The 22,035-nt window shown below is 30.2% G+C and carries 20 protein-coding genes; 5 read left to right on the forward strand and 15 right to left on the reverse strand.

The features are described 5' to 3' along the window. The first annotated feature begins 5 nt into the window (after positions 1-5). Entirely contained in the window at positions 6-1,667 is a 1,662-nt protein-coding gene (locus ACWI69_RS00135; RefSeq protein ID WP_448819840.1) for a LytS/YhcK type 5TM receptor domain-containing protein, read from the forward strand. Next, the gene (locus ACWI69_RS00140) at positions 1,668-2,399 is read left to right on the forward strand and encodes a LytR/AlgR family response regulator transcription factor (RefSeq protein ID WP_448819841.1); all 732 of its coding nucleotides are present in this window, start codon (positions 1,668-1,670) and stop codon (positions 2,397-2,399) included. It abuts the gene before it with no gap. Positions 2,400-2,429: 30 nt separating this feature from the next. On the opposite strand, the gene ACWI69_RS00145 is transcribed toward ACWI69_RS00140, so the two are convergent. From ACWI69_RS00145 to nox, 4 genes are all read right to left on the reverse strand, one after another. After that, positions 2,430-3,827, reverse strand: coding sequence for a carbon starvation CstA family protein (locus ACWI69_RS00145; RefSeq protein WP_448819842.1), 1,398 nt, complete (start codon positions 3,825-3,827; stop codon positions 2,430-2,432). A 111-nt stretch (positions 3,828-3,938) separates the two neighbouring features. Then, entirely contained in the window at positions 3,939-4,688 is a 750-nt protein-coding gene (locus ACWI69_RS00150) for an EI24 domain-containing protein (RefSeq protein WP_448819843.1), read from the reverse strand. 52 nt (positions 4,689-4,740) lie between these two features. After that, on the reverse strand, positions 4,741-5,373 hold the full coding sequence (locus tag ACWI69_RS00155) for an OmpA family protein (RefSeq protein WP_448819844.1): 633 nt from the start codon (positions 5,371-5,373) through the stop codon (positions 4,741-4,743). A 92-nt stretch (positions 5,374-5,465) separates the two neighbouring features. Then, positions 5,466-6,800 carry a H2O-forming NADH oxidase gene (nox, locus tag ACWI69_RS00160; protein ID WP_448819845.1) on the reverse strand — a complete coding sequence of 445 codons (1,335 nt, stop codon included), beginning with the start codon at positions 6,798-6,800 and terminating at the stop codon, positions 5,466-5,468. Between the two features lie 255 nt (positions 6,801-7,055). Here nox and ACWI69_RS00165 point away from each other — a divergent pair, with 255 nt between their 5' ends. Together ACWI69_RS00165 and ACWI69_RS00170 are read left to right on the forward strand one after the other, a co-directional pair. Continuing rightward, positions 7,056-7,985, forward strand: coding sequence for a DMT family transporter (locus tag ACWI69_RS00165; RefSeq protein ID WP_448819846.1), 930 nt, complete (start codon positions 7,056-7,058; stop codon positions 7,983-7,985). After that, positions 7,964-8,977 (forward strand): Gfo/Idh/MocA family protein, encoded by a 1,014-nt coding sequence (locus ACWI69_RS00170; RefSeq protein WP_448819847.1) that lies wholly within the window; start codon positions 7,964-7,966, stop codon positions 8,975-8,977. The genes ACWI69_RS00165 and ACWI69_RS00170 overlap by 22 nt, the downstream gene beginning before the upstream one ends. Positions 8,978-9,337: 360 nt before the next feature. Here the strand turns inward: ACWI69_RS00170 and ACWI69_RS00175 are convergent, their stop codons facing one another. The 5 genes from ACWI69_RS00175 to rbr form a co-directional block, all read right to left on the reverse strand. Then, on the reverse strand, positions 9,338-10,876 hold the full coding sequence (locus tag ACWI69_RS00175; RefSeq protein ID WP_448819848.1) for a YfcC family protein: 1,539 nt from the start codon (positions 10,874-10,876) through the stop codon (positions 9,338-9,340). A 28-nt stretch (positions 10,877-10,904) separates the two neighbouring features. Further along, the gene (locus ACWI69_RS00180; protein WP_448819849.1) at positions 10,905-12,263 is read right to left on the reverse strand and encodes a Sapep family Mn(2+)-dependent dipeptidase; all 1,359 of its coding nucleotides are present in this window, start codon (positions 12,261-12,263) and stop codon (positions 10,905-10,907) included. A gap of 118 nt (positions 12,264-12,381) precedes the next feature. Beyond that, positions 12,382-13,248: a DMT family transporter gene (locus ACWI69_RS00185; RefSeq protein WP_448819850.1), complete on the reverse strand. Its 867-nt coding sequence runs from the start codon at positions 13,246-13,248 to the stop codon at positions 12,382-12,384. A gap of 16 nt (positions 13,249-13,264) precedes the next feature. Beyond that, positions 13,265-13,675 (reverse strand): DUF1499 domain-containing protein, encoded by a 411-nt coding sequence (locus ACWI69_RS00190; protein ID WP_448819851.1) that lies wholly within the window; start codon positions 13,673-13,675, stop codon positions 13,265-13,267. 127 nt (positions 13,676-13,802) lie between these two features. Further along, positions 13,803-14,381: a rubrerythrin gene (gene rbr / locus ACWI69_RS00195; protein ID WP_448819852.1), complete on the reverse strand. Its 579-nt coding sequence runs from the start codon at positions 14,379-14,381 to the stop codon at positions 13,803-13,805. Positions 14,382-14,497: 116 nt separating this feature from the next. Here rbr and ACWI69_RS00200 point away from each other — a divergent pair, with 116 nt between their 5' ends. Then, the gene (locus tag ACWI69_RS00200) at positions 14,498-15,010 is read left to right on the forward strand and encodes a nitroreductase family protein (RefSeq protein ID WP_448819853.1); all 513 of its coding nucleotides are present in this window, start codon (positions 14,498-14,500) and stop codon (positions 15,008-15,010) included. Positions 15,011-15,040: 30 nt separating this feature from the next. Here ACWI69_RS00200 and ACWI69_RS00205 read toward each other — a convergent pair whose 3' ends face one another. The 6 genes from ACWI69_RS00205 to ACWI69_RS00230 form a co-directional block, all read right to left on the reverse strand. Next, positions 15,041-15,547, reverse strand: coding sequence for a pyridoxamine 5'-phosphate oxidase family protein (locus ACWI69_RS00205; RefSeq protein WP_448819854.1), 507 nt, complete (start codon positions 15,545-15,547; stop codon positions 15,041-15,043). A gap of 101 nt (positions 15,548-15,648) precedes the next feature. Next, a complete protein-coding gene (locus tag ACWI69_RS00210; protein ID WP_448819855.1) occupies positions 15,649-17,349 on the reverse strand; it encodes an ABC transporter ATP-binding protein in 1,701 nt (566 codons plus the stop codon). Continuing rightward, positions 17,339-18,220 (reverse strand): ABC transporter substrate-binding protein, encoded by an 882-nt coding sequence (locus ACWI69_RS00215; protein ID WP_448819856.1) that lies wholly within the window; start codon positions 18,218-18,220, stop codon positions 17,339-17,341. The genes ACWI69_RS00210 and ACWI69_RS00215 overlap by 11 nt, the downstream gene beginning before the upstream one ends. 8 nt (positions 18,221-18,228) lie before the next feature. Then, positions 18,229-19,002, reverse strand: a complete 774-nt coding sequence (locus ACWI69_RS00220) for an ABC transporter ATP-binding protein (protein WP_448819857.1) — start codon at positions 19,000-19,002, stop codon at positions 18,229-18,231. Further along, a complete protein-coding gene (locus tag ACWI69_RS00225; RefSeq protein ID WP_448819858.1) occupies positions 19,002-19,970 on the reverse strand; it encodes a FecCD family ABC transporter permease in 969 nt (322 codons plus the stop codon). Before ACWI69_RS00225 ends, ACWI69_RS00220 begins: the two co-directional genes overlap by 1 nt. A gap of 17 nt (positions 19,971-19,987) precedes the next feature. Continuing rightward, on the reverse strand, positions 19,988-22,021 hold the full coding sequence (locus ACWI69_RS00230; RefSeq protein ID WP_448819859.1) for a TonB-dependent receptor: 2,034 nt from the start codon (positions 22,019-22,021) through the stop codon (positions 19,988-19,990). Positions 22,022-22,035 lie beyond the last annotated feature (14 nt).

Here is a 22,035-nt window from a genome sequence, read left to right on the forward strand (position 1 = left end):
TTATAATGTTCGAATTAGCTCATAAACTTTTTAATACCCTCGGGTACATAATAGCTATTGCCTTTTTTTTCTCTAGATTTAAAAGTGCTCGTAGTATTTTTAGTAGAGAAAAATACACAAAAGTAGATACAGTTTTACTCTCTCTCACTTTTTCTAGTCTAGCAATCTTAGGAACCTATATTGGTGTAGACTATAAGGGAGCTATTGCCAATACAAGAAACATTGGTGTTGTTGTGGGAGGGATGCTTGCAGGTCCTGAAGTTGCTATAATATCAGGTATCATTGCTGGAATCCATAGAGCTTCCATCAGTGTCAGTAGATTAACAGCTATCCCTTGTGCTATTGCCACTGTTTTAGGTGGTTTTATAACCAGCTATCTATATAAAAAAGCTAACTCTAACAATCGACCTCTTTTGGGTTTTTTTGCCGGAGTTTTTGTAGAAAACTTGAGTATGCTTTTCATCATTCTATTCGCAGAGGATAAAATTCTCGCTATGGACATTGTCAAAAACTTATACCTTCCAATGATATTTATAAACGGAATTGGAGTCGCTGTCATTATCGTAATCACTGAAGAGATTTTAGAAGAAAAAGAAAGAGAAGCTGGTACACAAGCAAAGTTAGCTCTTGAAATAGCTAACAAAACTTTGCCTTTCTTCAAAAAGGGGGAATCTTTAGACAACATTTGCAAAATTCTTTTAGACTCCTTAAAAGCTGAAATTGTTGTGATAACTGACAAAGAAGTCATCATTGCCAACGCCTCCAAAAATAATAATCTTACTCTCAAAGATAGGGAAATCCAAAGTGAAGGCACAAAAAAAGTCCTAAGTTCTGGTGAAATTCTAATTTTTGATAGAAATAGCGAACTGAATGATTTTTCCTATTCGGAAAAAGGGATAAAATCTTGTATAATTGCCCCTCTTTTTCAAGACGAAAAGGTTTCTGGAACTCTAAAAATATATTTTGAAAATGATGAAAATATCACAGTTCGAAAAAAATATTTAGCTATTGGTTTATCTCAACTCATATCGACTCAGTTGGAGATTAGTAAGATGGAAAACTTAAAAACCATGGCTAGAGATGCCGAGTTGAAAGCTCTTCAAAATCAAATAAATCCTCATTTTCTATTTAATGCTTTGAATACCACTGCTTCTTTTGTAAGATTTAATCCATCTAAAGCAAGAGACATAATCATAGATTTGTCCACCTATTTAAGGTATAATCTTGAAAACTCTGCTAAATTGGTTCCAATAAAAAAAGAATTAGAACAAGTCAAAGCTTATGTGAATATTGAAAAGGCACGTTTTCATAATAGATTTGAAATTATTTATGATTTTGACGAAGAGCTGGATACAATAAACATTCCAAGTTTAACAATTCAGCCTCTTGTTGAAAATAGTATTAAACACGGTATTTTAAAACAAAGAGAATGTGGAATAGTTAAAATATCTATAAAGAAAATCTACCTCAAGTGCTTAGTTTGTATTGAAGACAATGGTATTGGTATCGACCAAGAAGTTATTAATAATATAAATAAAAAAATTGAAAAAAATATTGGTTTAAAAAATGTTCATAACCGGTTAAAACTTATATACGGTAAAGGACTACTAATCGAGAAACTTGAAAAAGGAACTAAAATTTCATTTTATATTAACCAGGAGGAATAGATGATTAATTGTATAATTATCGAAGATGAATACCCTGCTAGGGAAGAGTTAAAATATTTTATCCATAACAACAATAACTTTCAAATCAATAGGGAGTTTGAAAATCCTATTGATGCTTTAAAATACATTGAAAGTAACAAAGTTGACGTTGTTTTTTTAGATATAAATATGCCTGAACTAGATGGTATGAGTTTGGGTAAAATCATATATCGTTTCAATAAAAATATTAAATTGGTCTTTATTACTGCATACAAAGATTTTGCAATAGATGCCTTTGAAATTAAAGCTTTTGATTATATTCTAAAACCTTATTCTGAAGAAAGAATTATAAGAGTTTTAGACAATTTAGTAGAAGAATTTAAAAGAAGCGAAAATGAAAATTCAGTTAAAGATTTCAATATTAAAAAAATAACTGTAAATTTAGATTCAAAAATGGTTGTTCTTTCAACAGATGACATTCTTTATATCGAAGCGGACGAAAAAGAGACGCATATCTTTACATCATCTAACATGTATACATCCAAACTAAAAATCTCTCAACTTGAAAATATTTTATCAGAAAATACTTTTTTTAGGGGACATCGCTCTTATATTGTAAACATTGATAAAGTTGTTGAAGTGGAACCTTGGTTTAATGGTACTTATATTTTGAAGGTTTTGGATTGCAACTTTAAAATTCCGGTCAGTAGAAACAAAGTTAAAGAACTTAAAGAAATATTAACTATAAAATGATAAGAGGAGCTCTGTTGAGCTCCTCTTATATTATGCCTCCACAATCACTTTTTTGTTTACTTTTCTTAAGAATAATCCTAAAGCTAATATGGCACCTGCTATACCAACCATATACCCTACCGACTCAGACAATCTAAATCCTTCTGGTGCTATCAATATATATGTTGTAACAACAGCTGTCATAAACACTCCTGGAATTGTTGCAATCCAATGATTTTTACCTTCGTTTGCTAGATAAACTGCTCCTGCCCATAAGGCTATCGTTGCTAAAGTTTGATTCGCCCAAGCAAAATATCTCCAAATTATTGCAAAATCTATAAAACATAGCCCTATTCCTACTGCAAATAAAGGTATTGCAATTACAAATCTATTTTTTACAGGTCCCTGTTTATAATTTATTGCATCTGCAATAGCCAATCTTGCACTTCTAAATGCTGTATCTCCAGATGTTATTGGACACGCTACAACCCCTAATAGTGCCAATGCCCCTCCAACTTTACCTAAAATACTATTAGATATTGTATTTACTACAACTCCTGCTGGTCCTGCATTCATCAATCCCTCTGTACCGTTAAAAAATGTCATTGCTGCTGCTGCCCAAACTAATGCTATAACTCCCTCGGCTATCATCGAACCATAGAACACTCTTCTTCCCTCTTTTTCATTCTTCATACATCTCGCCATCAATGGGGATTGTGTTGCATGGAATCCTGATATTGCTCCACACGCAATTGTTATAAATAAGTATGGATATATTGAAGTCCCTTTTGGATGCAAATTAACCATTGAAATCTCTGGAATATTGTATCCCTTTAAAATTAATCCTCCACCAATTCCAATTCCCATTATTATTAGAGATGCCCCAAAGATTGGATAAATTTTTCCAATTAACTTATCTACTGGAAGAACTGTTGCTAACAAATAGTACGCAACTATCACTGCTATCCATGTCAGCGTATTTATACTTGTCATACTTGCTAGAATTCCTGCTGGTCCATTTACAAATACTACACCGACTAATATCAGCAATACAACTGAAAAGACTCTCATTATTTTTTTTGCATTCTCTCCCAAGTACTGCCCCACAATCTCAGCTATTGATGCACCATCATGCCGTAAAGATAACATACCTGATAAATAATCGTGAGTTGCCCCTGCAAATATACACCCAAACACTATCCATAAAAATGCTGCTGGTCCCCATAAGGCTCCTGCTACTGCACCAAATATCGGTCCTAATCCCGCTATATTTAAAAACTGAATTAAGAAAGCTTTTTTCCAATCTAACTCAACATAATCCACACCATCCGCTAAACGCACTGCCGGTGTCTCTTTTTTTTCATTTATGCCAAATACTTTTTCAACATATTTCCCATAAATTACATATCCCAAAATTAAAGCTATTAATGATCCTATAAAACTAATCATTTTAAACCTCCTTCTTTTTCTATCTTTTCTACAATAATTATAACACTATTTTAGAAAAAATATATCTCTTTTGGAATAAAACGATCGTTTTATAACTTGAAAAGCTTTATTTTATTCTCTAACTACATTTTTAAGTTTTAAAATTTTTAGTGTGACTGTTGTGAAAGCTACAATCCCCACTATTGGCGCTATAATTATACCTATAATAGGAACAAAATATATCAATGTAAATATTCCACCCCCCAGCGTGAATACTGCTCTATTTTCTCTCATAAATTTTGTACTTTCTTCAACAGAAAATTTACGTCTTTCTAGAGTATAATCCACAAAATTATAAGATATAAAGTAACTTTGTATTAAAAAAATTAAAATAGGAGTAACCAAATTTAATACTGGTACAAATCCCAATAGAAGAGCAATCAAAGTATAAATCATCTCTTTTATAAAACTTTTACTTGCTATTTTTATACCTCTCATTACAAAAAGTATATTTTCTTTTAAGGAAAATTCATACTTTATCCCATCTTGAAAACTTTCAACCTTTTCTGAAATATAGCTAAAAAACGGTGCTAATATTCCTAGTAAAAGTGTTTTAAAAAAGAAATACTCAACAGCGAACATCACTGTCCTTACTATAAAAGTTATAACCCATTTAAAAATACCTATATATTCTTGTACATTAAAAATATCCGCTATTTTATTAAAAATCCATCCACCTATATAGGATGAAATCCAATAAAAAAATAGTAAAATTATCACACCTATAAATCCACCTATGAAATATCCCCACGACAGTCTCAACTCTTTTATAGTCTTGGGAGCCTCAAAATAACTCTCTAACATTAATTTCATTTTCTTCATTACTTTACTCACCCTCTTTAAAATAAAAAAAGGCTAAAAAGCCTTTTTTTATTTATTGCTGATAGATATTTATCTCCACTCTTCTATTTAATGCCTTACCTTCAGCTGTAGCATTCGAAGCAACTGGGTTTCTATCTCCGTATCCTATACTTGAAATTCTGCTTGGTGAAACCCCCTGAGCTGATAAATAGTTTGCTACACTTTGGGCTCTTTGCAATGACAAGTTCAAATTCGAATTAGGATTTCCTGTGTTATCCGTATATCCTGAAACTTGAATTTTTGTTTCTGGATATTTATTCATAATATATGCTATTGAATTTAATGGTGCATAGAACCCTCCATTCAAAACAGCACTTCCACTTTTAAATGATGATTCTCCCGGCAATCTTAAATTTATGTTATCTTCGTTATTGGTAACTGTGATATTTGTACTATTCAGAGCATCTAAAAACTCTTTGTACTGAGCATCCTTATATGCTCCCCATCCTAATCCTGCTAAAGCTCCAATTCCTGCTCCGATTAAAGTTCCCTTCGTATCTTTTCCAACTAACTGCCCTATTAAAGCTCCTGCAGCTGCTCCTGTTGCAGCTCCACTAGTTTTTTTATTTGTCGTTGTTGCTGAGCTACACGCTCCTAATAAAGATGTTGTTAATAATAACATAGCAATTATTTTTTTGTTTCTCATTGTTGAATCCTCCTATAACTGATACTATATCCTATTATCTAATATCTCTACTCACATGTCAAGAAACTATATTATTTTTTAGTACCTTTATTTTACTTTGCTCCCAGTGCTGCCATTGTGATATAGTTATATGGCTGATTAAAATGAGGTAAGAAGAAAATATCTAATAATTTAATTTTATCTATTGTTACTTTTTCTTGTATTGCCAAAGAGAACATATGAATTCCCATAGAAATGTCCTGTCTAGAAGCTATCTGAGCTCCTAAAACCCTTCTTGTAATTTTATCATAAACTATTTTTAAAAATACTTTTTCATTATCATGCTCTATAAATCCTGGTTTTTGTAAATCTGCAAACTCTGTAGATGTAGCCTCATATCCTAAATGTAAAGCTTTTTCTAGTGTTAATCCTGTTGAAACCATATTTAACCCATAGATTGAAATTCCATTTGATCCTTGAACCCCTATACTTTCAAGCTTAGTTCCACAAATATTGTGAGCTGCAACTATTCCTGAACGAACTGCATTTGTTGCCAAAGCTATATAGTTTGTATCCTCTATCGAGTTGTCATATATTGTTGCACAATCCCCGATAGCATAAACATCATCTAAACTCGTTTTTTGAGTTAAATCAACCTTATAAGCTCCATTTTTAAATAACTCTAATGAGTCTTTTCCCAATATATTATTTGGTGTAAATCCAACTGCTAAAATAACCATATCTGCTTTATATGTCTTTTTATCAGTTACTACCTCCTCAACTTTTTCTGTTCCTTTTAATTCTAAAACTTTTTCTCCGAAATTTACTTTTACTCCATTTTGTACTAGATTCTCTTTCATCATCTCTCTAAATTCTGAATCATAATATCCCGATAAGCAACTATCACTTAAATCAACTAATTCAACATTTTTTCCACATCTTTGAAAAGCTTCAGCCAATTCAACTCCTATATATCCTGCTCCAACCACCACTATATTTTTTAATTCTTGATTTTCTAATTTTTTTATTACATCTTCAGCATGCTGATATAGTTTAACAAATTGTACATTTTTTAAATCTTTACCCGGAATCGATAGCTCTATTGGTAATGAACCTGTTGACAATATCAATTTATCATAACTCTCTGATACTTCAACTCCATTCTTATCTACTCCATACACAACTTTATTTTCAAAATCTACTTTTTTAATTTCAGTCTCCATATGAACTTTAGCACCATTACACTCTAATTTTTCCTTAGAAGAATAGAATAAACCTTCAGGTCCCGAAATTTGTTTTCCTATCCACAAAGCCATTCCGCATCCTAAAAAACTAATGTTTGAGTTTTTATCAAATACTACAACCTCTTCATTCGGATAGTTTGATAAAATTGTGTTGATTGCTGCTGTTCCAGCGTGATTTGCTCCAACTACTACTATTTTACTCATTTCTCTTGCCTCCTAAAATTCATTTTATTTGATATTCAATCAAAGTATACCTTTTCAGTATTGTAAAGTCAATTATTTTTAGAGTAAAATATAACCCATTATTCTAGTATTTTTTAATCAAAAAATAAAAAATATTTGACAATTACATTATATATTAAGAAAAAACAAAAAAAATGTTCTCGAGAACAAAAAAAGATTGATAATTAAAAAAACTAATAGTATTATATTTATAAATACTTTATTTGGAGGTTTTAGATGAATAATGAATATTTAGTTAGAATTTTATACATAATTTTAATGGGTTTTGGATTTCCGATTATGAGATTTATGAGTATGAATTTTGAAACAATTAATAATAATACAGTTAGATTTCTTTCTGGAGGAATACTTTTTATCTTAATTTGTTTATTTAAATTTAGAAAAGAATTAAAAAAGATACTCGAAACACCTACCATAATTTTTAAACTTTTATTATTAGGAATATTTATGACTGGAAATATGTATTTTTTTATAAATGGATTAAAAAACACATCAGCATTAGCTGGAAGTATTTTTGGTATTTTAGCAATGCCATTAGCTGTTTTTATGGCTGCGATTTTTTATAAAGATGAAAGAGAGCGAATTAAAAATAAAAATTTTTATACAGGAAGTTTTTTAGCAATAATAGGGTCTTTAATTTTTGTTATTTATGGAAATAAAAATAGTAATAGTACTGATTTTATTAAAGGAGCCATGTTTTTAGGAACAGCAATTCTTATACAATCTATTCAAAATCTAATTGTAAAGAATGTAGCTAAAAAATTACATACAATAGTTATAAGCGCTTCAACAGCAACTCTATCGGGATTAATTTATTTAACATTAGCTATTAATACTGGAAAAATTATTCAACTCAAAGAAGTTGGGACCGGTTTATTAGTTGGGTTAAGTTTAGCAGGAATTTATGGAATGTTAACAGGAATGTTAATGGCTTTTTATATAGTTCAAAAACAAGGAGTTGTTGTTTTTAATATAATTCAACTAATAATACCTTTATCAACAGCTATTGTGGGTTATTTTACATTAGGAGAAAAAATAAGTTTAAATCAAGGTCTTGGAGCTTTAATAGTTATTAGTGGGTGTATTATTGCTCTAAAAAAAGCAAAAAAGGAGGAGAAAGAAAAATGTATAAAGTTGGAGTCATAGGATTAGGACAAATTGCATATCATATTGATAATGATCCAAATAGAAAAATTATTTGGAGTCATATAAAAGCTTATGAAATTATTTCTAAAACTAGTATAATAGGAATTTGTGACATTAATCATGTTTTAGTTGAAAAAATAAAAACCGAATGTAAAATTCCCAAAGGTTATACTAATTATGAAAATATGTTAAGTGAAAACAGTTTTGATATTATTAGTATTTGTACACCAATTCAAACACACTATGATATAATAAAAAACTGTATTCAAAATGGAGTAAAAGCAATATTTTGTGAAAAAACACTTTCTTATTCTTTGGAAGAAGCAGAAGAAATAATAAAATTATGCCAAGAAAGTAATGTTATTTTAGGAGTTAACTATATTTTACGTTGGGATAATTTAAATATTGAAATTAAAAATTTAATTGATAATAACGCAATTGGTAAAATTTATACAATGGTTGGGTATGGTGCAACAGCTTTACACACAAGTACAAGTCATTTAATAGATTTAATGCTTTATTTTAGTAATGGAAATCCTCTATGGGTAACTGGAGAAATACAAAAAGATTTTATAAGAATTGCACATGGAGTAGAAGATTGTGGGGGAGTAGGGATTATTAAATTTGATACAGGAGCAATTGGTTTTATAAAAGGTGTGAGTAGTTCCCCTCAAAAATATATGCTAGAACTAGATATATTAGGAGAAAATGGTCGAATAAAATTATATAATAATGGACTTACTTATGATTTATATCAATATTCAACAGAAATTAATACAGCAGGGGCTAATTATGAATCTTTAAAATTAATAAAAACACAACAAAAAAATAACGAAAATGAAAGAATGATAGAAGCTATTTTAGATATAATAAATTGTTTAGAAAATGGAGGAGAACCATTAGCAAATGGAACTTCATCATACAATTCAATAAAAATTATAGAGGGAATTAAAAGTTCAGATAAAGTAAAAAATTTAATAAAATTCGTTTAGAAAAAAGAGAATATTAACAAATGTTAGGAATATTAATAATTTTGTATAAATAACAATTATAGCCCTTCTAGATTAATAATCTAATATCGTTAAAATCGAGAATGAGTTAATACTCTCACAGTTCTTTAAACCTAACTTAATACTCGTAGGATATCCCTTCCAATACGAAAATTAATGGAAAGAAGTTAAATCTATTCCATCCTCCTGCGGTATTTTGCGATATTCACCACTTTGAGTTTTTACATTATTATACTATTTCTGCTCTTTCTCAAATTTTTCAATATTTTTGTCTAAATTTTTTCTATACTTTTATTATATAATCAAAAAAAACACAGAGAAAAATATCTCTGTGTTTTTTTATTAAATCAAACCTAAAAATTGTGACACTGAAATCAATATACATCCCACTGCCAACATTGTTATAAATATTTTTAATACAAACTTTAAATACCGTTCATATGGAACGTTAAATAACTCTAATGTTCCCATTGTTGTAGCTCCCGGGTAGATTCCAGACATAAAATTTATTCCCAATGTAAATGCAGATATTAGCATTACTTGCCCACCTATCACCCCTATATTGGAATTTTGAAACAATGCCATTGCTACTGCTCCAAGTATTGGCATTGTTATTCCTGCAACTCCACTTGTCGATTGTAAAAAACATCCAATTCCAACATATGCTAGAACTGTAGCAATCGAAAATGCCCAAGCTGGTATCCCTTGAAGTGCTGATTGAATCCAATAAACAAAAGTTACTGACATCCCAGACGTTTTACTCCCCATCAGGACAGATATTCCATTTGCTATTGCTAAAACTAATACAACTCCCAGTAAATCTTTTGCGCCAGATACAAATTCCTTTACAAATTTCTCTTCAGGCATTTTATTTATAAATCCAATTAAAAGCGATCCTAAAAAAAATACAAAAGAAAATTCACCAAAATACCAATCACCCAGAGGAGTTATGTACTTAGCTCCCAATAAATTTCCTAATAATGGCATCTTTGCTAATAAATATATCGGCATATTTATAACATCTTGAAAATTAGAACCGTCTGTAAATTTAATCTCATACCAAGGCATATAGCCTAATATCAACAAAACTATAATTCCTATCAATATCATAAGTGACCAAAATCTTTTCTTTGTCAATTCTGGTAAATGCCCTTGCTCATGAGTTAAAGTTTTTACATCAATATCAGCCACAAGAGATTTATTTTTATTTTTTTTAACCTCATTTGCATACTTCACTGTAAAAAATAGTCCAACTACATAAAGAAGTACAAATAGAATCAATCTTAATACCATTCCACTTCCCAAAGAAAGTTCTGGATTCCCTATCGCCCCAATAGCCGCACCTGTTGAAAATGGATTTACAACACTAGCCATATTTCCAGCTGTTGCTCCAACTGTCAAAACAGCTAATCCTGTCATCACATCATAGCCTGCAAGAACAAATAGAGGTACTATAACAATTGAGAATGCTGGTATCTCTTCCCAAAATCCAAATACACTACCAAAAATAGCAAAAACAAACATCAAAATTGCTATCAAAGTAGTTCCAGTATATTTTTTTAATAGTGCCCCTATTCCGGCGTCCATTGCTCCTACAGAATTTATCAATCCTAAAAAAGCTCCTGCCATTAAAATTGCAATACTCACTGAACTCGATTTCTCAAACCCTTGCACTGGAGCCATTAAAATATTCCAAATCCCTGCAGGTTGAAGTCCTGCTCCCCTCACAATTTCTCCTGTATCATTAAAAATAGCGTTATAAATAACTTCATTACCATTCACAACAATTGATTGAGGAACTACCCAAGTCAGAGCTCCTGTTATTATTAAAAATATAAAAACAATAGTATATGCACTAAACATCTTTCTTTCTTTTTTCAATGCTCTCAATCTCCTCTAGTAATATTTTTTAAACTGCAAATTTTTCAAAAGCTCTCATATATATTTTCATAGCTGTTTTCATGTCCTCTAAAATTATATATTCATTAGGTTGATGCTCTGTCTTTGGACTATTTGGTAAAACATATCCAAATGCTACACAATTGTTTATAGCTCTTGCATATGTTGCTCCTCCTCCAGCTATTGGTTGTGATTCCATATCTCCAGTTATTTCCTGATAAGCTCCCATAAGTGTTCTTACAAGTTCTGAATCAAGAGGAGTATATATAGACTTTAAGTAATCATGCTGTGCATATTCAAATCCATACTCCTTTGCTTTTTCACTTAAAGCTTTAACAATCAGTTCTTTGTCATATGTAACAGGTATTCTCATATCCACACACAATATTTCATTCTCCGGTGTAAATTCAATTTTTCCTACATTAAACTTTAATTCTCCAGAGTGTTCATCTTTAACCTCTCCGAATATTGGTTCCGCAAAATCATATCCAATTAAATTCTCAACTACAAATCTACCTGACTTTGTTTCAATCCCGCTAATACTTAAAGCGTGCAAATATCTATTTATAGCATTTATTCCTGTTTCAGCCACTTGTGCATGAACACTTTTTCCTATAATTTCAATTCTATTATCTTTCTCTACATATTCATATTTTAATCTATCTAAAGCTTCTACCAAGCCCTTTGTTTTTTCAACTAAAATACTTGAAGGAACTGAATTAAAAGCGTCTCCTCCTTTAAATACCATTCCACTTTGATTTTTTGCTGTTAATTTACATTGCAGTAATCCTTTTTCTGCATAAATTAAAGGAAATTTAGAATCCGGTGTAAATCCAACTGTTGGCATCTCCTCCTTTTCAACATACTTAGGCATATCTCTCCACAAATTTTCTTCATCAGTTCCAAATATAAATCTCACTCTATAGTTCAGCTTAAAACCGCAATCTAAAAGTGTTTTCAAAGCATATATAGCTGCCAAAGTTGGTCCTTTATCATCTTGTGACCCTCTTCCATAATATTTTCCATCTTTTATTACTGGCTCAAATGGAGGATTTTCCCATTTACCTAAATCACCAGGCGGTACAACATCTAAGTGACCTAAAACTCCAACTAATTTTTCACCCTCACCTATTTCAGCATATCCGTAATATCCTTCTGGATCTATAAACGTTTTTAAACCTAACTTTTTACAAATTTCCAACATTGTTTCTAAAGCGTTTTGAATATCCCTACCAAAAGGAAATCTATCGCTATTTTCTTGTAAAAAACTTGGAATTGAAACTATTTTATCCAAATCCTTTAAAAACCTAGGAAAGTTTTCTTCCATCTTCTCATATAATTTTTCTGTTCCTTGAATTTTTCTGTTCATTTTTCCTCCTGTATAATAAAATATCTACATTATTAGATTTCCAATTTTTATTATCTGTATACACTTTCAAAACCGTAAGTGAGAATAATTATATTGTTTTTGAATCTAAAAATCAAGATTACAATATAAAAAATATTGTAATTCCGGCAAAAGATACTAAAGCACCTATTCCTTCTAATATACTAACCTTTTCCTTAAAAAATATGATGGATATAGGTATTATCAGTATTGGACTTGTTGCAGCTAAAGTACTTACAATCCCCACATTTGCATATTTCATAGCTTCTACTAATGCAGTCACCCCTAAAGTTGCAACAACAGTTCCTAAAACTATATAAATCATACCTTTTTTATTTATAACCCCTTCTTTTATATTTGACCACTCTTTTTTTAAAGAAATATAAATTATAAAAGCTAGAATTGCAGGTATTGTCCTGACTTGGATTGTTGCAAACGAATCGTAATCTATAGACCCAAGTCTTGTAAAAATAATCCCTAAGCTCTCTCCCAACATAGCTAATAAAGCGTATCCAAATCCAACTTTTGAAAATTCCTTATCATTTTTCTTTCTCAAAATAACAACAGTTATTCCAATTATCGTTAATACCACCCCTAAAATTTTAAACCCTTCCATTTTTTCCCCAAGTATAAAAAAACTTAAAATTGAAACAGCTATTGGAGTAAACGTCATCACCAATAAAGTTATTCTTGGACCTATTTTAATATATGATTTATATAAAAAAAAGTCTCCTAAAAATAATCCAAACAGTCCAGAAATAGATAAAAATTTAAATGATTCTTTTGTAACATCTAAAGGTAATACCAATCCTCTCTTTAAATATGTTATTATTCCTAAAAAAAACATAGCTACAATTAATCTTATCAAATTTACTGCTAATGTCCCCGTCTCTTTACTCGCTCTCTCTAAAAATACAGAGCTTCCTACCCATCCAAACGCTGCCGCAAGTGCTAAACCTTCACCCAATTTGATTCCCTCCCCCTTATTTTAAAGCTTTTCTTATATTCTCCATTCTTTTTCTATTCACTCCAAAATCATACCATCCTACCTGAGCCGCTGACCTTATATTTATTACTTTTTTATCTCCTTCTATCTCAAAATCTGCTATATCCTCAAATTTAAAAAATTTACTGTAAAAAGCTACTTTTAAAAAATTTCCCTTCTCCTCTAAAATTTTTCCTTGAAACTCTTCTATTACTTTTATGAGCTTTTCTTTTATATCTCCCTCTTTGTCAGCTATAGATATAGGTTCAATATAGTGTTTTTTATCTCTTGATTCACTAGAAACACAGTTTGGTGTACTTGGACATTCTTTCAACATAACTTCTTTCTCTCCCCCTCCTAACAAAATTGAAAAATAGCAAGCGAAGATCACTATTGACTTCCTCTTCATAATTTTTACTCCTTTACTTTATAGTATACTCTATTTTTTTACTAAAAAACATTTTTTTACAACAAAAAACGGAAAGAAATTATTCTCTCCGCTAATTATTCTAAAATTTTTATATCTTCCCATAAAATTAATAATTAATACATTGTAATTCAAATACTTCTTGTTTTTCTAAACAAGATGGACAAACTTTCGGTGCTTCTGTCCCCTCATAAACAAATCCACATTCCCTACACTTCCAATTTACTACATTCTCTTTTTTAAATACGTGCCCCTCTTTTATATTCTCCAATAATTTACGATATCTTTTTTCATGTACTTTCTCAACTTCCAATATCACTTTAAATGCAGCTGCTACCTGTGGAAAGCCCTCTTCAGCGGCTACTTCCGCAAATCCTGGATATAAATTCGACCACTCATCATATTCTCCTTCTGCAGCTTCTGCTAAATTCTGCATAGTTGTTCCAACTATTCCAGCTGGGTAAGATGCTGTTATTTCAACCATTCCACCCTCTAAATATGAAAAAAATCTTCTTCCATGATACTGCTCATTTAAAGCTGTTTCTTCAAATATCGCTGCTATTTGATCATAGCCTTCGCACCTTGCCTTAGCTGCATATAACGTGTATCTTTGTCTTGCTTGAGACTCCCCTGCAAAAGCCTTCAATAAATTTTGCTCAGTTTTTGTACCTTTTATGGATTTAGTCATTGATATCCCTCCTTAAAAATTTTCTCTTGAATATTGTTCAATTTTTTTTTGATTTTCCTTTTTATTTTTTTATTTATATGTTAATATTAAGAAAAATTTTACAACAGGGGGAATTTATGGACTTTTTATCAAGAAGATCAATTAGAAAATATACTTCACAAAATATTGAAAAAGAAAAATTAGATGAAATTTTAAAAGTGGCTTTAACCTCACCTACTGGAAGAAATTTAAAACCATTTGAATTGGTTGTAGTTAAAGAAAAAACTATTTTGGCTAAACTATCCCTTTCAAAATCTGTTGGATCTGCAATGTTAAAAGAAGCTGATACTGCTATTGTTGTTTTAGGTAATCCCAAAATTTCAAATACTTGGAACGAAGATGCTTCCATTGTTTCTTTCAGTATACAACTCAAAGCTTTCGATCTAGGTCTTGGAAGCTGTTGGATAAATGTTAAAGAGCGAAAAACAAGTGATAACGTTGAGTCTGAAGAATACATTAAATCTATTCTTAGCATTCCTAGCCATTTAAAAATTGTTTCTATTATTTCTCTAGGTTATCCAAATGAGAAAAAACCTCCACATACTGAAAATGATATAGACTTATCCAAAGTTCACTTGAATAGATACTAAAAAAAGCCAATCGAATTGGCTTTTTTTATACTATCTATGAGATTTTTTGTCTCCTGTCATTTGGATAACATCCCCATCTTTTAAATTATAGGCTTGTCCAAATCCTTTTACAAATCTTCCATTAGCTATATTTAATTTTACTAAATGAAAATCTTGCATTTTTCTAACAATTTTCATTCCCTCTCCAACTTTTTCCTCAAAAAGATCTAAGATAGTGTCAAACTTCTCATCTCTTTCTTTAAATTCAGCTGTTACATTATATCTTAATCTCTTTCTTACTAAAACAGAAGCCGCTTCCTTTTCGTCTTGCAAAAACATAATTTCGAACTGTGGATTATCTTTTAAGTTGTCAAAATGGTCTCCAATCTCACTGATATATATATATCCTTCTCCCTCATAATCCAAATATGGAGCATATGTTACATCAATTTCTCCATCTTTAGATTTTGTTCCTAATATAACTGATTTAAAACTTCCTCTAAACTCTTCTATCTCTTTTTTTATTTGTTCTTTATCAAACTTTATCGGCATCATCATAACTATTTTTTCTCCTTTAATTTTGTTTATCAAATTATTTAACTATATATTATAATTTTCCTCGTGTTTTGTCAAGAATATTTATACTCAAATCGTATATTTTATAAATTTCCCGCTTTATACATATTGAAGAATACACCTTTTTTGTCAATTAAACTTTGAAAGTCACCCACTTCTTTTACACCATCTTTTCCTAAAACTATAATTTTATTAAAATTTTTAAGTGTATTCAATCTATGAGCTATTGAGATTATTATTTTATCCTCAAATTTTTGCAAAATATTATCCATTATTTTTTTCTCTAAGACATTGTCTAAAGCAGAGGTTCCCTCATCTAAAAATATAATTTCTGGATTTTTTAAAAATAATCTTGCCATCGATAAACGTTGTCTTTGCCCTGAACTTAACTCTATTCCCCCTTGACCTAACTTTGTATTTTCTTTCTTTTCTAAACTTTCTACAAACTCTTTTAACTGAGCTAATTCCAATGCTTCTTCTATCTCTTTTTTAGTTGCATCTTTTTTTACCACTTTTATATTTTCTAATATTGTTTCATTCATCAAGCTATCCTTTTGATCAACTATAGCTATTTTATCTAACAAACTTTTTCTATCGACCTCATGAATACATAGTTCATTTATAAAAATTGTATTTTCTTCAGGTAAAAATGTTCTTTTTAAAAGTGAAAATATCGTTGTTTTTCCAACTCCACTTTCACCCACAAAAGCTACTTTTTCCCCTTTCTCTATGGTTATTGATAAATTTTTTATGACCTCTTGTTTATCAAATGCAAAGTTTAATCCATCTACTTTTATACTATCTATATTTTTTTCTATAACAGTATTTCCATCTTTTGAGTTAGGAATATTCATAACCTCTAAAAATCTCCCCACTCCTGTTGCTCCTCTTTGAAACACATCTACAAGCCCCATAAGTCTTAAAAGATACACTCTAAATCTATTAGTTAATAATATAAAACTTACAATAACTCCAAAACTTATTTCACCTTTTATGTGCATATATCCGCCTATGAATATAACGATTAGTTGAGTTAGCTGATTATAGAAGTTAATACCAGACATTAAAGCTGATGTGTTAAAAATATTCTTTTTCTCCACATCCAACAACTCTTTATTTTTCTTCGAAAATTTTTCTAAGCTATCCTCTTCCAAAACATTATCTTTTATAAAAAATATAGTCTTTAATGAGTCATGTATTCCAGAGGTTAATTTTGAGAATTTCTCCCTAACTACTATATATCCATATTTCAATTTTTGGTTCTGAACTACTGTAAAATATATTGCTATTGGTAATGGAATCATTGTTATTAAAGTTAATTTTAAATTGAAAGTCGCCATTAAAACTACAGCACCGGCTATTGATAATATTGAAAACAAAAAATCTTCCAACCCTCTGTAGAGTAGAGCTGAAACATTTTCTAAATCATTTGTAACTCTTGATATAATATCTCCACTTTGATTTTTCATAAAGTATGTATCTGGCTGATTTAAAATTTTTTTAAATAAATCTTCTCTCATAAAAAATTTTATTCTATTTCCCATCAACTGTCCTCTAGAACTAGAGTAGATTGATAAAAGTAATCTTATAATATAAATAATCAATAAAAAGGCTGAGAACAAAAAAAACTCTTTTAAATTTTTATTGGGAATTGAATTATCAATCAGATTTTGAACCACTATTGGTCCATATAAATCTAATATAGTCACAAAAAAACTGCTAACCAAAAAATAAGTTAGCAGCTTTCTCTCTTTTAAATAGTACTTAAAAATACTATTTAACATTTGATAACTCCTGATATAGCTCTTCTAAAGCGTCAATTACCCTAGGTGTCCCTCTTAGTATTTTATCTGATTCTATTATCATTATATTCCCTTTTTGTCCTGCTTTTGTTTGTTTTACAACTGGATTACTATTTAAAATATCATTTTTATTTTTTATAGCCATTGATCCTACAAGTATATCTGGATTTTCTGCTAATAAAAATTCTGGAGATAGGATGGGTCTTCCTCCTGGTAAACCTTTTGCTATATTCTCTATTCCTAAAGTATCAAAAATTTGTCCCGGCAACGAATTTGAACTAAATACCATCATTGGAGACGTCGAAAATAAAAATCCCCCTTTTATATTCAATGGTTTTTCTGCTATTTTTTCTTTTATAGTTTTTAATTTTAAATTATAATTATCAACCAGCTTATCTGCATTTTCTTTTTGTCCTGTCACAATACCGTATATCTCTAAGTTATTTAAAATTTGTTCAAAAGAATTAGCTTCGTTAATTATAAAATTCAACTTTCTTGCTTTTAAACTCTCTCCAAAATTTTCAGACATACTATTTAATATTACTAAATCTGGACTATATATTAAAACTTGTTCTATCGAAGGCTTCATTATTGTTCCAGCTTTTGGTAAAGTTTTTGTCTTTTCCTGTGGCCAAATTGGATTTCTTGCTGTATCCGCTATTGCCACAATATTTTTTTCTCCACCAATTAAATAAAATGACTCTACTGCCGCTGGATCTAATATTAAAACTTTTTTATATTCTTTTTCTTCTACTTTATTTCCTCTCGAATCAATGATAAAACCATTTTCTATTTTTAGAGCATAAACTAAATTACTCATTAAAATAGTAAAAATTAACATTACTCTTTTCATCTTTCCTCCTAAACTAATGGGATAACATATGGAATTCCACTTTCATCCTTTATAACTTTGGCTTTTAAATTATAAACTTCTTTTAAATTTTCTTCTGTTAATACTTCTAGTGGTGCTCCTTGATATTTTATCTCTCCATCTTTCATCATTATAAGCTCATCACAAAACATAGCTGCCAAATTCAAATCATGTAAAACAGCTACTCCTGTTAAAGATTTTTCAGATACTAAACTTTTCACCTTATTTAACAATTCAACTGCATGGTTCAAATCCAGTGCTGAAGTTGGTTCATCTAATAATAATATCTCTGGATCCTGAGTTAAAGCTCTCGCTAACAGAACCCTTTGAAACTCTCCTCCTGAAAGACTAATGGCCACTCTTTCAGAAAACCTTTCCAAACCCAAGAACTTTAAATTATCCTCAACTTTTTTTTTGTCTTCATACGAATATCCTGCCCAATCAGATTTCAAATGGGGTAATCTTCCCATCAATACAAAATCTTTTACCGACATATTTGTCATCAAATTTGATTTTTGAGGAACTAATGATACCAATTTAGCTTTTTCTTTTTTAGATAGTCGACTTGTTTCTTTTCCGTTGAATACAACCTCTCCTTCATTTGGATTCAAATATCCCAATATATTTTTTAGGAAGGTTGATTTACCACAGCCATTTGGTCCTAATATCCCTGTCATTTTTCCTTTAGCTATATTGACTTTTAACTTTTTTAAAATCTGTCTTTCCCCATATGAAAACGACAAATTATTCACTCTCACACCCATCAGTTCCCTCCTCTAGCCTTAAATGCTAAGTATAAAAAGAACGGAGCTCCAAAGAATGCTGTAACAACTCCTATTGGAATTTCTACAGGTGCTAAAAATAATCTTCCTATCGTATCACAAATTAGCAGAAAAAATCCTCCCGCTAAAGCTGCATTTGGAATCAATCTAGAATTTGACGGACCTACTAGCATTCTTATTGAATGTGGTACAATTAATCCAACAAATCCAATCATCCCCGAAAAAGCAACTGAAAATGCCACAACTAATGCTGATACAGTCAATATTTTAGCTTTTAATATGTGAACGTCAACTCCTAAAGAATTTGCTTCTTCATCACCTGATAACAAAGCGTCCAATTGATTTCTTTGCAGATAGAAAAATATCAATGAAAAAACCAATGGAAGAATTAAAAGCGATACCTTTGTCCAAGTTGCTCCACCTAAATACCCCATCAACCACATAGTTATTTTAAAAGACTCCTCGCCTATTAAATACATAGCAAAAGAGGTAAAAGCTCCTATAAAAGCAGATACAGCTATTCCTACTATCAAAAGAGTTGTTATTTCAACCTTACCGCTTCTATTGGATAGTTTAAATATAATAAAAGTACTTATTAAGCATGATAAAAATGCTAACACTCCATAAAATATATCAGGCAGTTGAAACACATATGCTATTACAGCTCCAAATGTAGCACTTGCTGCTATTCCTATTATATATGGATCCGCCAACGGATTTTGAAATACAGCTTGAACAACCACACCACTTGATGAAAGCATCATTCCTATCAATAGTGCCATCACTATTCTTGGCAGTCTTATATCGTAAATTATTGTTTTTATGTAATCTGGTGCTGTACTAATGGAAAATAACTGTTCCAATGATACAGAAACACTTCCTAATCCAATAGAAAGTGTTCCTGTTAGTATTATTCCCAGAATTAACATTAACGGTACATATTTTTTCATATTAATTCTCCTATTTTTTAGAAATTATACTTAAATCCTGCATAAAAACTTCTCTCTGCAGCTGGATTGTACTCTTTAGAATCTGAACTTATAGAGTTATAATACTTCTCATTAAATATATTATTGATTCCTGTGTATACTCTTAAATTTTCAACTGGCTTATAATTTAATGTTAAATTTGTTACAATATTTTCATTTTGCTTACCTTCTGTATTCTGATTATTCAAATAATATCCAGATGAATATACTGTATCCCAAATGACATTAACTTTCGAAGTTATTTCATAATCTAATGCAATATTAAATCTATTTGTTGGAACATCCGCTATCTCATTTCCTTCAATCATCTTATCTTGGTCTTTCAATATCTTTGTTTTAACCAAAGCATATCCCTCTCTCACTGTTAACTTTCCAAAATATTGTTCCGCATTTAACTCTAAACCATACCTTCTTGTTTTTCCAATATTGTAGTTTCTAAAATTCATTCCAGTATAATTTTCTGTCGCTATTTCATCCTTTGTTTCAGTCAAATATATTGCTCCACTCACAAAGCTTCCAAAGATATAATCTTTGAAACCAGTTTCATATGTTATATACGTTTCTGAATCCAAATCATTATTGACATATACTCCATCTATTTTATCCACTAACTGTGATGGTGTCGGAGATGTAAAACCTTTTTCTCCTTTTAAATATATATTTCCCGTCTCAGAATATAAGTAATTTCCTACTAACTCATAAGCCACATTCTCCATAGTTGTTTTTCTGTTTATAGTTGTACTTGATGTAGTTGTCCCATTTGACAAAGAATTTTTTAAGTACGCTCTATCAGTTTTATAATCCGCATATTCATATCTTACACCTTGAGTAAATTCAAATTTACCGATTGCATTTCTATTTAAAACAAATACGCTATGAGTATCTTTAGTTAAATCATTTTTATACTTCTCTGAGCTAAACATATCCATTTTGCTATCTCTTTTTAAGTTATTATTAATATAATCGTACCCTAAAATTAAACTACTTGCTTCACCATAGCTAATTTTTAATTTCGGTTTAAAGCCTACTTTTTCATCAGTATAATCCATATAATTCTTAACACTATATCCCATTTTTTCGTAATTATTCTTATTGTATATATCTGTTTTTTGGTAAAATCCAACTAAATCTAAAGTTACTTTTTCATTAAAGTTAAACTCATATTTTCCCGTAAATTCATCTTTTTTAGTATTATTGACAATTAACTCATCATATTTACCAACAAGACCATTGTTTTTAGGATTTGATAGCATACCTTTCGTAAGAGCTCTTGGTGATGTTGCATCATCTTTGTATCTTGAATATTTAAAAGTAAAGTTTTGTCTATCATCAATTTTATATTTTAAACTTCCTTCAAAATATTCCGAGTCCGATTCATCTCCATCTCTAAATCCTTTATAATCATTTTTAGTATAATTAATATTTATACCTAAATCTCCAACTGTTGTTCCATAAGAAACCTCACCTTTTTTTCCACCAAAAGTATTTAACTCTCCCGAAACTGAACCTCCTGTATAACCTGCTCCAGATTTTGTTACAATATTTATTATTCCTCCTCTTGTTCCACTTCCATAAAGGATGGCTCCGCCACCTGGAATAACCTCAATTTTTTCAATATTTTCAACTGGAACTGTATTGATTGGAGTTTTTGCATGAGATGTGTCTAATAGATTTACACTCACCCCATCTATTAAAACTTGCACGTTCGCTGTTGCTTTACTTCCTTGACCCCTCATATCGATTATAGGGTCTTTTGGATCTCCTATCAAATTTACACTTGGTACATCTTTTAGTGCTTCCGATACAGTTTGATAATTCTTTTCCTCAATGTCTTTAGCCGTAACAACTGTCACTGTGTTTGTGATATTTCTCTGTGCTGTTTCAAACCCCGTAGTCGAAATTACACTTTCACTTAATTTTACCCCTTTATTAGCTTCTTCATAAAAAAAGTCGTCATTTGAATAACTTAAAGCTGTCACTACTAGACTTAATATTGCTATTCTTTTGTTCATAATTTTTAATCCCT

The sequence above is a fragment of the Cetobacterium sp. genome (genome assembly GCF_977044495.1).